We start from the raw sequence: 13,254 nt of genomic DNA, 5'->3' as shown, positions 1-13,254 counted from the left end.
TTTCCTTCCTAATTACCTTCACGCGCCTAAGGAATCATACAAAACTAACAATCCTTCCGGGAAACCGCTTAAACGTGACAGCACTGGCTTTCTACCATGATCAATTTCACCTTTTCACCTGTTGTAATTTATTGTTTCAGACTTTTTCTCTTCTGTTTATAGTTCTTTACATATAATATGAAAATACAATTACAAACTGGTTACATCTTGAAATATTTCCATTATTATTTTTGTTACACCTTTTGTTATCAAATTTTTTCAGGCTTACACCGGTTATGGACTTTCCATTGCCGGAATATGATGCCTTTCAGAAAAAAACAGATCATTTAAGTCATCTTTCAAAATCTGGCCGCACGCAAAAAAACCCGTCCGGTTTATCAATGACAATAATCCGGGCGGATACATTTTTAAAACAGATGGCTTTATGATGCCGTATAATTTTTTCAATCGGGAAATCTCAGAACAAAATCTGGTGAGATCGGAAATTTCATTAAAAAAAGAACTTGCTCTCATACTGACTTTGGCTTTTTATCTCGTTTCTATAACTCTAAATATTTCTCAAACAAGCCGCACAAATCCCTGGCCTGCTGTTTATCCGGCATCTCACAGAAAATCCTGAGCAGAGGCTCTGTACCGGAAAATCTGGCGCTGACCCAGCCTTCATTATCAAAATATACCTTACACCCATCTAAATAGGAAATCCGGTCCACGCCATAGCCTGATAAATCAGGAAGCTTCTTTTGTTCAAAAAGCACATCTGTGAGACGATCCTTTTCTTCCTGGCTAAACTCATAGGACCGTTCCTCCATGTGCATTTTTCCGCATTCCTCTTCCACATCCTTTATAAGCAGGGATAAAGACTTTCCGGTTACAGCCACCATTTCCACCAGAAGAGAGGCGGCGTAAATCCCATCTTTTCCATTGATATGGCCAGCCACAGTCAAACCGCCGGAGGATTCCCCTCCCAAAATGGCTTTTGTCTCTGTCATTTTAGCGGAAATGTATTTAAAACCAACCGGCACCTCATAACAAGTTTCACCGAATTTACCGGCCACCTTGTCCAGCCTATGGGTGGTAGACAGATTTCTCACCACAGGACCATGCCAGCCCTTATATTTTACCAGATAATAGTATAAAAGGACAAGAATATCATTGGGGTGAAGGAAATGTCCTTTGTCGTCAATAACGCCTAAACGGTCCGCATCCCCGTCGGTTGCGATACCCAAATCATAATTCCATTCCATCACATGGTTTTGCAGAACTTTTAAGGTGTCAGCCGTGGGAGCCGGAAGCTTTCCTCCAAACAAAGTATCGTGTTCCTGATGGATTACATCCAAATCACAGCGCCCGGAAATCAGGATGGTGCTTAAAGCCGTTTTGCTTACTCCATACATGGGGTCTAAGGCTACCTTTAAATGACTTTTTTTAATGGATTCCATATCAATCTTATTTATGATGTCATCAATATACTCGTTCATGGGATAGATTTCCTTTACCAGACCATTGGCTTTTGCTTCCTCATACCGGAGGCTTTCCACACTGGGGGACTTCACTCTTTCAATATATTGTTCAATATCCCTTGTCTGACTCTCATCCGCATCCCTGCCTCCGTAGGTGAATACCTTGATTCCGTTATAAAGAGCAGGATTGTGGCTGGCTGTCACCATCATGCCATAATGAAACTCATGCTTCATCACATAATACATAATTAACGGAGTTGGAACAGAGCGGTTCACAAACCAGCATGGTATATTCTGGGAAGCCAGCACCTCACAGGTCCAAATCACGGCTTCCTTTGACAGAAACCGCCTGTCATATCCAATGACAATCCCTTCTTTGTCCACCCCTTCGGCCTTCATCTTATCCGCCATAGCCTTTGCCAGGATACGTATATTCTCTTTTGTAAAATCATCCCCTATAATGGCTCTCCAGCCCCCGGTCCCAAATTTTATCATTTTCCCTCCATTCTCTGCGCATCTTGCAGTACATAAGCGTTCCTTCTCATTGGCTTAAAACTAACATCGTATTAATCTGGCGCACCATCCCAGCACAACTGCTGTAGGATGTTGCCGGATAGCTCAATTCCATAAAATTTCCGTCAAATACAGCTCCCAGAACAGAGGATCCCCCTCCATCCACGTTCATCATTTCCACCACGTCAGGAATCAAATGCCTGGCAATGCGACTCATTTCCCTGTAATCAGCTCCTGCTGACAGACTGCTTCTGCCGGAAAATACCATGACAAAAAATCTGCCTCTTTCTGTCACGCCCACTGCGGTCCTGGGATGCTTTTCCAACTGATGGATGGGGCTTTCCTGAGTCTGTATGGACAAGGGGCTTAACCAGCCCTCTGCCCTTAAGGATTCTGAAGTTTCTGTTTCAAAAACACCTTCCCCGGCCTTAATCAGGGACATTCCCCCTCCATAAGCCCACAAAACCTGATCCCAGGCATCCTGACTGATTCCATCCGGTGGATCTAAACAAAGGGAAAAGGGCAGATTCCCGCACTCATAATATCCATCCCCCAGGTCATTTAATTTCCAGTGTCTTAAAAGCTCATCTCCCATTTCCTCCGGAACCGACAAAACCACCCCGATGCCGGGAAGCATGACCTCTCCTTTTCTGGCGCAGACCAGGTATTTATGGATGATGACCAAATTAAACCTGCCTTTCCCCACCAGCTCATAATAATTTTCCGAATCTGCTTTCTCATGCTTTGCGGAACGCAATGGGGTGAATACCCATACAGTCTCTTTCTTCTGTGTGTTTATGGTTTCCTTCTCTTTGGGACCGTACTGCGGGTTTTGGCCTTCCTCCGGGTCCACCCCTTCCCGCGTCCACCTAAGACTCACCCCTCCCATAGTTATGGTTCCGCCGCCTAAACGGAATTGAAAAAAGGAAAAAGTCCCGTCTTTTCTCATGGCAATACAGGCTTTCCGGTACAGGGGAAAGGTTTCCATGGTCCTTTCGCCAGTTCGGTCCAGCATATAATCAATATGAAGGCTGTCAAACCAAATCTGTTCTCTTGGCCGTTTAATCCTGAGCTGATTATAAAACGCTGCCAGCTTGGGCGTCAGAAAAAACAGAAAGTTAGAAACAATCTGAAAGGCCCCTCTCTGCTTTGCCTCTCTCATAACCGTTCTGGGAGACTTTGCAGCATGTTCTGACAGAATCACCCTGGAAAGGGCGGCTTTTTCCACAATCACCCCCTGGACCAGAATGCCTTCCGGGCTCCCCTTACCCTCCCATTGAATTTCCCGTTCCTCCATGGTTTCTCCATCCATGTAAGCGGACACATAAGAAATTCCGGATATGGTGTTAAAAAACTTTCGAATGGAGTCTTCCTTTAAGGAGCAGAAGGAACCATAATAATCCTTTCCCCTTATCTCTCCATTTACTTTAATAGGAAACTCCGGGCTGTCCTCAAGACGCCCTCCGCTTTCCCCATAAATATTTAAAAACACCTGGGGATAAGACTGGTATAATTCCTTCAGGCTCTTCCGGTAAATCTCCGGCCCATAGGCGCTGGATAGGTAATCTAACTGCTTGAAGGTGATTCGGCTTCTCTCCCTTAAGCGGACATAGGGATAAATATTAAAATGAGGGGGCACATAAATGGTGCAGAACCTCCCCTCCTCAAATTCACCAGCCAAGGCCCTGGCACAGAAGCTGGCTGGAACCGCCTGGACCAGCGCCGGAACCTTCAGGTCCTTACACTGGAAAAATCCATCCTCTCCATAAAAAAACAAACAGGCAAGGTCCTGGTCAATGCATCCTTGAAGCTCCCTTTCACTGGGAATTTGGGACAGGTTCCATCCCAGTCCCGTTTCCAGAAACGTCACGGGAAACTTATCCCTTAGAATCTCTTTTAACGCCTGTTTCGTCATAAGGCTGTCTCCTGGAGTCCCGCCTGTGACCGCGTAAAGCTGTTTCCCCAGTGCCAGAGCTGTTTCCATGTCCTTTTCCATGCATCCATAATATTCAGGCGCTCCCAGAATAAACAGGAAGGCCTTTTTTTCTGCCAAAAGCTTATTCTTCTCCCAGCTCTGATCGATGCCTGTCCGGGTCCCCGGGCGCATTCTTTTGAGAGCCCGGGTTTTCTGGAACGATTCCATTGCCCCGGCTCCCATGGAATGCTTTCTGATCCGATGCACCCTTTCATAAATCTGTTCAAGGCTCCATTCATCATAACATTCTATTTTCTCAAAAAAATCCCTGACCCGGTTCTCATACGCTTCCTTTTCGGCCTGTGTAATCATTCCTGACCGGAGCATTTCTTCCCCAAAGCCATCCTGGATGAGAATGGAGGAGCCATCCTGAATAAAGCTGATTTCTTTATAAAAACAGCAGGTATACAGGGTATCCCCCAGAAAGTCCTTTCTGAAGTAACTCCCATATTGCCAGTCTTTGTCCGTTAAACTCAAATAATTATCCATTGTCTTCCTATTCAAAAAGCAGAACATCTTCATTGTTAAAGTAATAATCCAGTAAAAATTGGGTCCCTATCTCTGTCATTTTAATATTGGAATGAATTTCCAGGCGTTTAAAGGAAACCCAATAGCTCAAAAGCTTTCTGACACTTTTATCCAGGCAGGGATAGAGCACTGATTTAAAACAGTCCACGCTGCAACCGCACAGCACGATAGTGTCTAAGTCCAGCAGGATGATGGCATTAGCCAGAATAGGGGCCAGATAGCCGCACATGCGCTCAATCAGCCGGATGGCTTCCGGTTCCTTCCGGTTCACGGCCTCCACCAGTTCCCCATAGGGCTTTCCGTACTCAAATTCCAGAGCCTCCTGGGAAATGAATTTGGTGAGACAGTCGGACTTCCCGCAGACACAGGGCCGCTCCTCTCCCGAAGAAAAGACCGTCACATGGCCCAGCTCTCCTGCTGCGTTGTTTGTGCTTCTCAACACACGTCCGCCCAGAACAAAGGAGGAGCCGATTCCTACATCCAACTTTGCAACCATAAAATTTTCATCAGCCTGATACCTGGATTTTTCATAACAGGAAATCATATTTACGTCATTTCTCAAAAGTACGGGAAAACCTAAATATTCCAGTTCCTTTACCAACTCCAAATTGTACCAGTTAAGCTTTCCAGCCTCTATGACAATGCCCCTGTCCTCATTAATAACACCGGTCACGCTGATGACACAGGCTTTTATGGGAAGATTTTTCCCTCCTGCCAAAAGCACCTCCCCCAAGATGTCCTTAAGCGCCAGAAGCACATCCATTTTCTGATTCACAGGCCTTTGGACCTGGGCCAGAACGGACTGGTCCAGGGAATGTAAGTATACGGAGACTGTTTCAATATTAATGTCGCATGACAGGATATAAAAGCCGGAATAATTGATTTTCAAAGCCACTGGATTGCGGCCTTTGATGCCCAGAGCCGGATGGTATTCCAGTAAAACCTTCCGTTCTATAAGACCTGTCACCAGATTGGTCACTGTCTGGGATGATACGTTCACCCTCTCTGCAATCTCCTTCCGGCAGATTCCGGGATTTTCGTGAATTAACCTTAAAATGTTCTTTTCATTCACAAATTTCATACGGTCAGGGCTAGTCATTCGCTTCATAGGTCTGTCCTCCTCTTTTTTATCAATCAGCCCGCTGTTCTACTGAGCTTATTTTTTATTTTGGCCGCGCCGTTTCCCTGAGTTAAATAAAGGGCAAGACTGCATAGAATCATAAGCACCACCGAATAAACCAGGGCCATAGCTTGGGCATTTTCATTGACGCCCTCGTCGCTGGCTGCCTTTATTATAACACCTAAAGGCTGATATTTGGGCGAATAAAGAAAGACAGATAAGTCATAATCTGAAAGCAGGCTGTTAAAATTCATTGCCATTACAGACACCACGGTGGGCATGATAACCGGCAGAATGACCTTTACCATGGTATAGAAAGTGGAAGCCCCCATGGTCTTAGCCGCTTCCTCCAAGCTGTCCTCCACGCCGAAAAAGGCTGCCCGGATCATGCGTAAGGAAAAGGGAAGCTTCACCACAATATAGGCGATGAGCATAATCCAGACACTTCCGATGAGCACCTGATTCCCTGCCAAAAGCCTGGGCTTGTCATAAGTAAACATCAACCCCAGGGCCATAAAGGTGGTGGGCAGCATCCAGGGGATCAAAAGTCCGTATTCGAATATCCCATCTGATTTTCTGGTTCCCTGCCGTACAAACCGGCTCACAATTACACTGATCATGCAGGCGATCAGGGCTGCAGCCACGGAATAGATAATGCTGACCAGGTAAGGCTTAAAGGCATCCTGCTTGGTAAAGAGGGCCACATAATTCTTAAAGGTGAGGGCATGAAAGGAAAACGTGGAGGTTTTAATTGCCAGGGCATCACAGAAGGAAAACAGGATTACAAAGCAGATGGGCAGCATGTAGATCACAAACATAATCCATGCCAGACCATGGACCACTATGTTTGCCAAAGGATTGCGCAGCTTTTGTTTTATCATCTTTGCCTTTGTCTTTGAAACCGAGATATAATTCCCCTTTTTCTCCATCCGATTCATGATGACCAGCAGTACAATGGTGATAAGCCCCAGAAGCATAGCCAAAACCGCGGCTAAATCTCTGGAACCCGGGGACTGGGCAAAGCTTACGATCATAGGATTAATGGTCTGGAACTTGCTTCCCCCGATCATTAAAGGTGCAGATAAGGCGCAGATACCAGTTAAAAACGTCATAATAGTCAAGGCAAAGAGAGTTGGCTTTAATGAGGGGAGCACCACCTTGAGTAATATCCTGCCATCGGAAGCACCCAGATTTTTAGCAGCCTCTATGACATGAAAATCCAGAGCTCTTATGGCATTGGTCAGGAATATGATGTGATTGGAGGTACACGCAAAGGTCATCACAAAAAGCACTGCTCCAAACCCGGTAAACCAGTTGGCGTTCATATTCGGGAACAGGCTTACAAGACCCTTTGTAATGACCCCCTTGGAGCCGTATACAAACTTATAGCCGGTTGCAAGCACAACGCCGCCGTAAATTAAGGAAGTCATATAGGAAAGCCTTAAAATTTTCGCTCCCTTTATGTCCCAGTATTCTGTAAAAAGCACCACCAGGGTCCCAACCATGTTGACGGAAACCACCAGACCGATTCCCAACACAAAGCTGTTTATCATGCTTTTCACTGCCCTTTTAGAGCTTAAAAGCTTGGTAATGGCGTCGGTGCTGAAATGATCGTCCTCGTGGAGGACGCTTATAATAATATTGATGTTTGGAAACAGGATAAACGCAAGGATAAACCAGAACAAGGCGGCTCTTATGGCAATGGCTCCCGGAGTTATCCTCATTTTTTTATGATTTATATTCATCTTTTCCTCCAATCTGCCAGGTCACTTTTTATGAAAACTGCATAATATCAGCCGGATTAACAAACAACTCCATTTCCTGTCCAGGTTTTAAAAATTCCCTGCCGTCATTTTTCTCCACGCATTTCACAGTCTGGTTTCCAATTGAAACCGTATATTTTGCAATCATTCCATTGTATTCCAACTCTGTGACCCTTCCTTTCAGCCTGGCATACCCATCTTTTGGGGTGGAAAGAAGCCGCTCAATCCTGACAAAGCCTGTTATCTCCGGATTGAGGCCGCAGCCGGTCTGGGACTTGATCAGGCTGACGGCATCTTTTTCCAGACGGTTGATGTCTCCAATAAAATCGCAGACAAATTCAGAGGCAGAATGATTGTAAATATCATAAGGCGTTCCCACCTGTTCAATAAAACCATTATTAAACACCGCGATTCTGTCAGAGAGATTCATAGCCTCCTCCTGGTCATGGGTTACATAAAGGGTGGTGATGTTCAAGTCCCTTTGAAGGCGTTTCAGTTCTCCTCTTAAGCCCACCCTCAATTTGGCATCCAAGTTAGATAAGGGCTCGTCTAAGCAGAGGATTTTGGGTTCCTGGATAATGGCTCTGGCAAGAGCGATTCTCTGCTGCTGGCCTCCGGAAAGCTCCGATACATTCCGTTTTAACTGTTCCTCACTGATATGTATTTTCTCCGCCACAGCCTGAACCCGCCTTTTTATCTCGACCTTTTCCACCTTCTGTACATTGAGCCCAAAGGAAATATTTTCGTAAACCGTCATGGTGGGGAACAGGGCATAGCTCTGGAATACCATTCCAACTTTCCTCTTCTCCACCGGTTCCTTTGTAACCTCCTTGTTGTCAATGAAGATCTGGCCTCCGGAAGGGATGTTAAACCCCGCAAGTGCCCTTAAGGTAGTGGTTTTTCCACATCCGGAGGGTCCTAAGAAGGTAAAAAACTCCCCTTCCTTTATGGTCAGGTTTAAATCCTTTACCGCTGTAAAGTTCCCATAACTGATCTCCACATTTTTAAAATCTATCATATGCGTCTCCTTTATCCGTTCCTTAAACGCGCCGCTGCACTTATAAAGAGATTTATGTTAAGCCGGCTGTTTTGCCCGGCTGCCGGATCGCCGTCTCCGGGGCGGCCGACAAATATGTATGCAGGCATGTCCGTTTTCCTCAGCCTTTTGGAGAGAAAGGAGAGCGTGCCAGATTCTTTTTACTGACCGCTCTCTTCGCCTCCTCTGCCTTTATTCCAGATACTCTAACTGAACCTTTTCCACCCAGTCATTTACATGCTCAGAAACCAGTGCCCAGTCTACCTCCTGAATCTTCACCTTGCTCATTAAGTCCTTAATCCCCTGGTCGTCAATCATATCCAGGGCCTTTTCATTGGCTGGAATAGCTCCCACGCTGTCGCTCCAGCCCTTCTGGATCTCTGCGCTTCCAAACCAGTTAATGAAATCCTTTGCAAGGGCTTCCTTCTTGGTTCCGCTTATGATTCCCACCTGTTCCACTACAAATGGCTCTCCGATTTCAGGAAGCATGAGCCCGAATTCCACATCCCGTTCCTTCTGGTAACGGATCACGCCCGCTCCCCAAAGCTCGGACATGGGCACTGTGCCGTCAATCACATTGCTGATATAGTCGTCGCCATCCTGCTGGTAATAGCCGTTTTCATAAAGGTTCTTTACAACCTCCCAGCCCTCCTCTGATACGCCGTATTCCCCGTCCGGGTCCGGATAGCGGGCGATGATACTGGCTAAGATCATCTTGGCTGTACCGCCCTGTAACCGAAATAAGTTATACTGTCCCTTGTACTTGGGATCGCATAAATCTGGCCAATCCTTTGGCGGATCGGTTATGATGTCCTTGTTGTAAACCAGAAGAAGGGGCTGAACTACAGTGGGATAATAGTAGCCATCAGCATCGCCTAAGGACATGTCCACATCCTGCATCCAATCCGGTTCATATTTTACAAGAAGTTCTTCCTTTTTCAAGCGTTCATATTCTACTGCGTTTAAACCGAATACCACGTCACACACAGAATTATTCTTTTCCGCAATGAGCCTGTCCGCTAAGGCGCTTCCGTCAATCGATACGATCTGAATCTTGAAGCCTTCCTCTTTGGCGGCCTTTAAAAGCCATTCATCCTGCCCATTTGAAGTGGAATTGGAATACACAACCAGCTCCTGGCTACGATCCGCCGCTCCCCCTGCCTGGGCAGTTGTCTCCCCCTGGTCCGCTGCACCGGCTGTTTCCTGTCCTTTTGTAGATTCGGGTTGAACTGCTGCGGATTTTCCAGCCCCGCCGGAGCATCCTGCCATGGTAATTGTCATAGCTGCCGCCATTCCCATTGATAATAATTTTGTGATCTTCATGTGCTTCCTCCTTTTTTGAAAATACCTTCTGTTTTGTTTTTTTAAACTTTATTATAATATGATTTTGCATATTAATTTTATTTATTCTCTATACTTGATTAAATAAAATCTGTTATTATCAAGATAATTAGTTATATTTATTTTATTTAATCCAGTTACTTGATCATATCACAACAGGTTGCACAAATCAATAGGGATGTTATAAAAATTTATGGGCAATATTTTGATATTTTCAATTTCAAACCCACTTTTATCCACAAAAGTATGCCTTGCTTGTGATTTCTGTTCACCAAACCAGAAATTTGCTCAAATTGGGTATAAAAAACAGGACTTAACCGGTCCCCTTCACCATAAAGGGTTGATTAAATCCTGCTTTATCGCCATCACACACATACTTCAGTAATTTTCAAAGCCGCTATCCCGGGCATAAGGGCAAAGCATCCTGAGCCTGGTGCCGGAGCGATCATGCCTGGCTCCGGTCATGGCCGAAACTCCCCGGCCTCCCTACGTTTTTTCAACAATTCCAAAACCAGTTCCTTTGCTGTTTTTTCACCAATAAAAACCCGCTCCACCTTTACGGTCATGTTTTTTTCCTCATAGGCTACCTGATCTGATGAATCCATTTCATGCACCTCCTGAGAAATCTTATTCAAATGGGTTTGTACCATATACCCCATCACATGCAGGCACTGTTTACCCCCTAAGGAAAGACTCAGGAATGAAAAAAAGGCATGGCAGCCGCTCTGCCATACCCTTTTTCCTATACATTTCATCAGTCCATATATCCGCCCTTCATAGGGGATACTGCTCGTTCGCTGAATATTTTCAATACTCCTGACTGGTATTTTGACGGCCTTGGCTGCCATCTTTCCCGCCGTTCCTTAAGGATCTCTTCCATCTCACCTTCTGTCTTCCGCTGGCCTTTTACGCCCACGATTGCAAGGAGCCGGCCGGGAATATCGATTTGGATCATATCCCCTTCCTCTACCAGGGCAATGGGTCCGCCTTCTGCCGCTTCCGGTGAAACATGCCCGATGGATGGACCGGTGGAAGCCCCGGAAAAACGCCCGTCAGTGATCAGGGCAATGGTGCATCCAAGCTCCTTATCCGATGAGATGGCCTCAGAGGTGTAGAACATTTCCGGCATTCCGCTTCCCTTTGGGCCTTCGTAGCGGATGAATACAGCATCTCCCGGCTTCACCCGGTGGTTCAGGACCGCATCGATGGCCTCTTCCTCGCTGTCAAAGGGACGTGCACTTAACACTGCCTGAAACATCTCCTTAGGACATGCGGTATGCTTGATGACCGCACCTTCCGGCGCAAGATTTCCTTTTAATATGGCAATGGCACCGTCTCTTCCGATGGCCTCCTCAAAGGGCCGGATGATTTCTTCCTTTTTCACTCCCACCTTTGCGCAATATTCATCGCATTTATCATAAAAGCCATTTTGCTTTAAGATTTCCAGATTTTCACCCAGAGTCTTACCGGTCACTGTCATTGCATCCAAATGAAGCACTGACTTGATCTCTTCCATGATCCTTGGTACTCCGCCTGCATAGTAGAAGTACTGGGCCGGCCACTTTCCGGCAGGCCGGATGTCAAGGAGGTAATGGGCCCCCCTGTGCAGCCTGTCAAAAATTTCAGAATCTATTTCCAAACCGAATTCATGGGCAATGGCCGGAAGATGTATCAGGGAATTGGTGGAGCCGGATATGGCCGCATGCACCATGATGGCATTCTCAAAGGATTCCATGGTGACCATATCTCGTGGCCTTATACCCTTTGCCGCAAGCTCCATGATCTGATGGCCCGCAGTTTCAGCTACAGCCTTTAAATCCGGGCAGGTTGCCGGCATAAGAGCTGATCCCGGAAGCATAAGGCCAAGGGCTTCTCCCATGACCTGCATGGTGGACGCCGTTCCCATAAAGGAACAGGCTCCGCAGGATGGACAGGCATGCTGCTTATAATATTCCAGTTTTTCAGGCTCCAGTTCCCCTCTCCGGCACATAGCGCTGTACTTTCCAATCTGCTCAAGGGTAAGCAGATCCGGACCGGCATCCATGACACCGCCGGTGACCAGAATGGAAGGCATGTTCACCCTGCCGATTGCCATGAGATGGGCAGGCACTCCCTTATCACAGCTTGAAATAAATACCCCTCCGTCAAAGGGAGTTGCCCCTGCGTGAATTTCAATCATATTACAGATGGTATCCCGGGAAACCAGGGAATAGTTGATGCCGTCATGCCCCTGGGCCATTCCGTCGCAAATATCTGTTGTAAAATACCTCGCCGCTTTTCCTCCCTTCTCCTTCACCCCATCTGCTGTCCTGTTCACCAGTTCCAGCAGGTGAGCGCTTCCGGGATGGCTGTCGCCAAAGGTGCTTTCCACCATGATCTGCATTTTTGAAAGGTCTTCTGCCTTCCAGCCCATGCCCATCCGCAGCGGGTCCATTTCCGGAGCCAGCTTTCGAATCTCCTGACTAATCATAACATCGCTCCTTTCATATTCATCATATCCTTTATATTCTAAATTATAATAATTCATCATATGATTGTCAATCATTCTTTATGGTCATTCTTTGTTTTTATTATAGTTTTCCTGGATATTACCCGTATTTTTACGTATTTTGTCATTTTATGCCTTATTGCCATGTCAAAGTCATCTGCTGAATACATTATCCACTTATTATTCATCGGAATTATTCATACTTGAAGGAATCATAAATTACGTTTATAATCAAATAAGACGATTGAGCAAATGAAAGGAATTTACTATGGCCTCAACTCATAAATCTCTTGCCGACAGAACAACGGAAAAAATCATTAAATACATTATTGATAACAAATTAAAAGAAGGGGCACAGCTTCCTAACGAAACCACGCTTTCCTCCCTTATGGGAGTGGGAAGAAGCACCCTGCGGGAAGCCATACGTGCTCTTGTTTCACGCAATATCCTGATGGTCCAGCAAGGGTCGGGAATTTACGTCTGCCGCAATACAGGAGTGTCTGATGATCCTTTGGGCTTCACCTTTATAGAAAATAAGGAAAAACTGGTGGCAGACCTTTTAGAGTTCCGCATGATGATCGAACCCCGGGTAGCCGCCCTGGCCGCTTCAAAGGCCACTCCCGCACAAGCCGGGGAGCTTCTCCTCCTGGCAAACCGGGTAGCGGAATGCTGGGAAACAGGGAAATCCCACTCAGAGGCCGACGCCCTCTTCCATGCCAAGATCGCAGAGATCAGCGAAAATGTTATCGTACCCCAGCTTGAACCCCTTATCATGCATGCCATTGATATGTTTATTGACATCACCCATTCCGCATTAAAAGAGGAAACCATAAGGACACATATGGCGATTGTAGATGCCATACAAAAAAATGACGCCATCGCCGCACAGGATGCCATGACCCTTCATCTCATTTACAACCGGGACCGCCTGCGCAAGGTCCTGGAAAAAGATCTTACCTAGAAATTCAGACTATAAAAAGGGCAATCCAAAGATCTTTCCGCAGCTTTGGATTGCCCTTAAATACGATAT

General features: G+C 46.1%; 9 protein-coding genes. 1 reads left to right on the top strand and 8 read right to left on the bottom strand.

Annotated features, from left to right (window positions below):
- Window positions 1–539 precede the first annotated feature (539 nt).
- The 8 genes from ACYVD3_RS16525 to ilvD all read right to left on the bottom strand — a co-directional run bounded on the left by ACYVD3_RS16525 (window position 540) and on the right by ilvD (window position 12,206).
- Window positions 540–1,955 carry a phosphoglucomutase/phosphomannomutase family protein gene (locus tag ACYVD3_RS16525; RefSeq protein ID WP_460643584.1) on the bottom strand — a complete coding sequence of 472 codons (1,416 nt, stop codon included), beginning with the start codon at window positions 1,953–1,955 and terminating at the stop codon, window positions 540–542.
- 46 nt (window positions 1,956–2,001) lie between these two features.
- Window positions 2,002–4,437 carry a phosphodiester glycosidase family protein gene (locus ACYVD3_RS16520; RefSeq protein WP_460643583.1) on the bottom strand — a complete coding sequence of 812 codons (2,436 nt, stop codon included), beginning with the start codon at window positions 4,435–4,437 and terminating at the stop codon, window positions 2,002–2,004.
- 7 nt (window positions 4,438–4,444) lie between these two features.
- Entirely contained in the window at window positions 4,445–5,584 is a 1,140-nt protein-coding gene (locus ACYVD3_RS16515; protein WP_460643582.1) for an ROK family transcriptional regulator, read from the bottom strand.
- Between the two features lie 26 nt (window positions 5,585–5,610).
- Entirely contained in the window at window positions 5,611–7,341 is a 1,731-nt protein-coding gene (locus tag ACYVD3_RS16510; RefSeq protein WP_460643581.1) for an ABC transporter permease, read from the bottom strand.
- 28 nt (window positions 7,342–7,369) lie between these two features.
- Complete coding sequence (locus tag ACYVD3_RS16505; protein ID WP_460643580.1) at window positions 7,370–8,377, bottom strand: ABC transporter ATP-binding protein; 1,008 nt, start codon at window positions 8,375–8,377, stop codon at window positions 7,370–7,372.
- Window positions 8,378–8,587: 210 nt separating this feature from the next.
- Window positions 8,588–9,718 (bottom strand): extracellular solute-binding protein, encoded by a 1,131-nt coding sequence (locus ACYVD3_RS16500; RefSeq protein WP_460643579.1) that lies wholly within the window; start codon window positions 9,716–9,718, stop codon window positions 8,588–8,590.
- A gap of 479 nt (window positions 9,719–10,197) precedes the next feature.
- Window positions 10,198–10,341 (bottom strand): hypothetical protein, encoded by a 144-nt coding sequence (locus tag ACYVD3_RS16495; protein ID WP_460643578.1) that lies wholly within the window; start codon window positions 10,339–10,341, stop codon window positions 10,198–10,200.
- Window positions 10,342–10,490: 149 nt separating this feature from the next.
- Window positions 10,491–12,206, bottom strand: coding sequence for a dihydroxy-acid dehydratase (ilvD, locus tag ACYVD3_RS16490; protein ID WP_460643577.1), 1,716 nt, complete (start codon window positions 12,204–12,206; stop codon window positions 10,491–10,493).
- Window positions 12,207–12,492: 286 nt separating this feature from the next.
- Here ilvD and ACYVD3_RS16485 point away from each other — a divergent pair, with 286 nt between their 5' ends.
- Window positions 12,493–13,185 carry a FadR/GntR family transcriptional regulator gene (locus tag ACYVD3_RS16485; protein ID WP_460643576.1) on the top strand — a complete coding sequence of 231 codons (693 nt, stop codon included), beginning with the start codon at window positions 12,493–12,495 and terminating at the stop codon, window positions 13,183–13,185.
- The last annotated feature ends 69 nt before the right edge of the window (window positions 13,186–13,254 follow it).

It is taken from the genome of Lacrimispora brassicae (assembly GCF_054772055.1).
The sequence above is the reverse complement of the archived record's forward strand: the minus strand, read 5'-3'. Positions and strand labels throughout refer to the sequence as shown.

Bases quoted from the DNA above. Each gene is read 5' to 3' on its own strand.
- ACYVD3_RS16505 (WP_460643580.1), bottom strand. From the start codon at position 8,377: ATGATAGATTTTAAAAATGTGGAGATCAGTTATGGGAACTTTACAGCG.
- ACYVD3_RS16525 (WP_460643584.1), bottom strand. From the start codon at position 1,955: ATGATAAAATTTGGGACCGGGGGCTGGAGAGCCATTATAGGGGATGAT.
- ACYVD3_RS16520 (WP_460643583.1), bottom strand. From the start codon at position 4,437: ATGGATAATTATTTGAGTTTAACGGACAAAGACTGGCAATATGGGAGT.
- ilvD (WP_460643577.1), bottom strand. From the start codon at position 12,206: ATGATTAGTCAGGAGATTCGAAAGCTGGCTCCGGAAATGGACCCGCTG.
- ACYVD3_RS16515 (WP_460643582.1), bottom strand. From the start codon at position 5,584: ATGAAGCGAATGACTAGCCCTGACCGTATGAAATTTGTGAATGAAAAG.
- ACYVD3_RS16495 (WP_460643578.1), bottom strand. From the start codon at position 10,341: ATGGATTCATCAGATCAGGTAGCCTATGAGGAAAAAAACATGACCGTA.
- ACYVD3_RS16500 (WP_460643579.1), bottom strand. From the start codon at position 9,718: ATGAAGATCACAAAATTATTATCAATGGGAATGGCGGCAGCTATGACA.
- ACYVD3_RS16510 (WP_460643581.1), bottom strand. From the start codon at position 7,341: ATGAATATAAATCATAAAAAAATGAGGATAACTCCGGGAGCCATTGCC.
- ACYVD3_RS16485 (WP_460643576.1), top strand. From the start codon at position 12,493: ATGGCCTCAACTCATAAATCTCTTGCCGACAGAACAACGGAAAAAATC.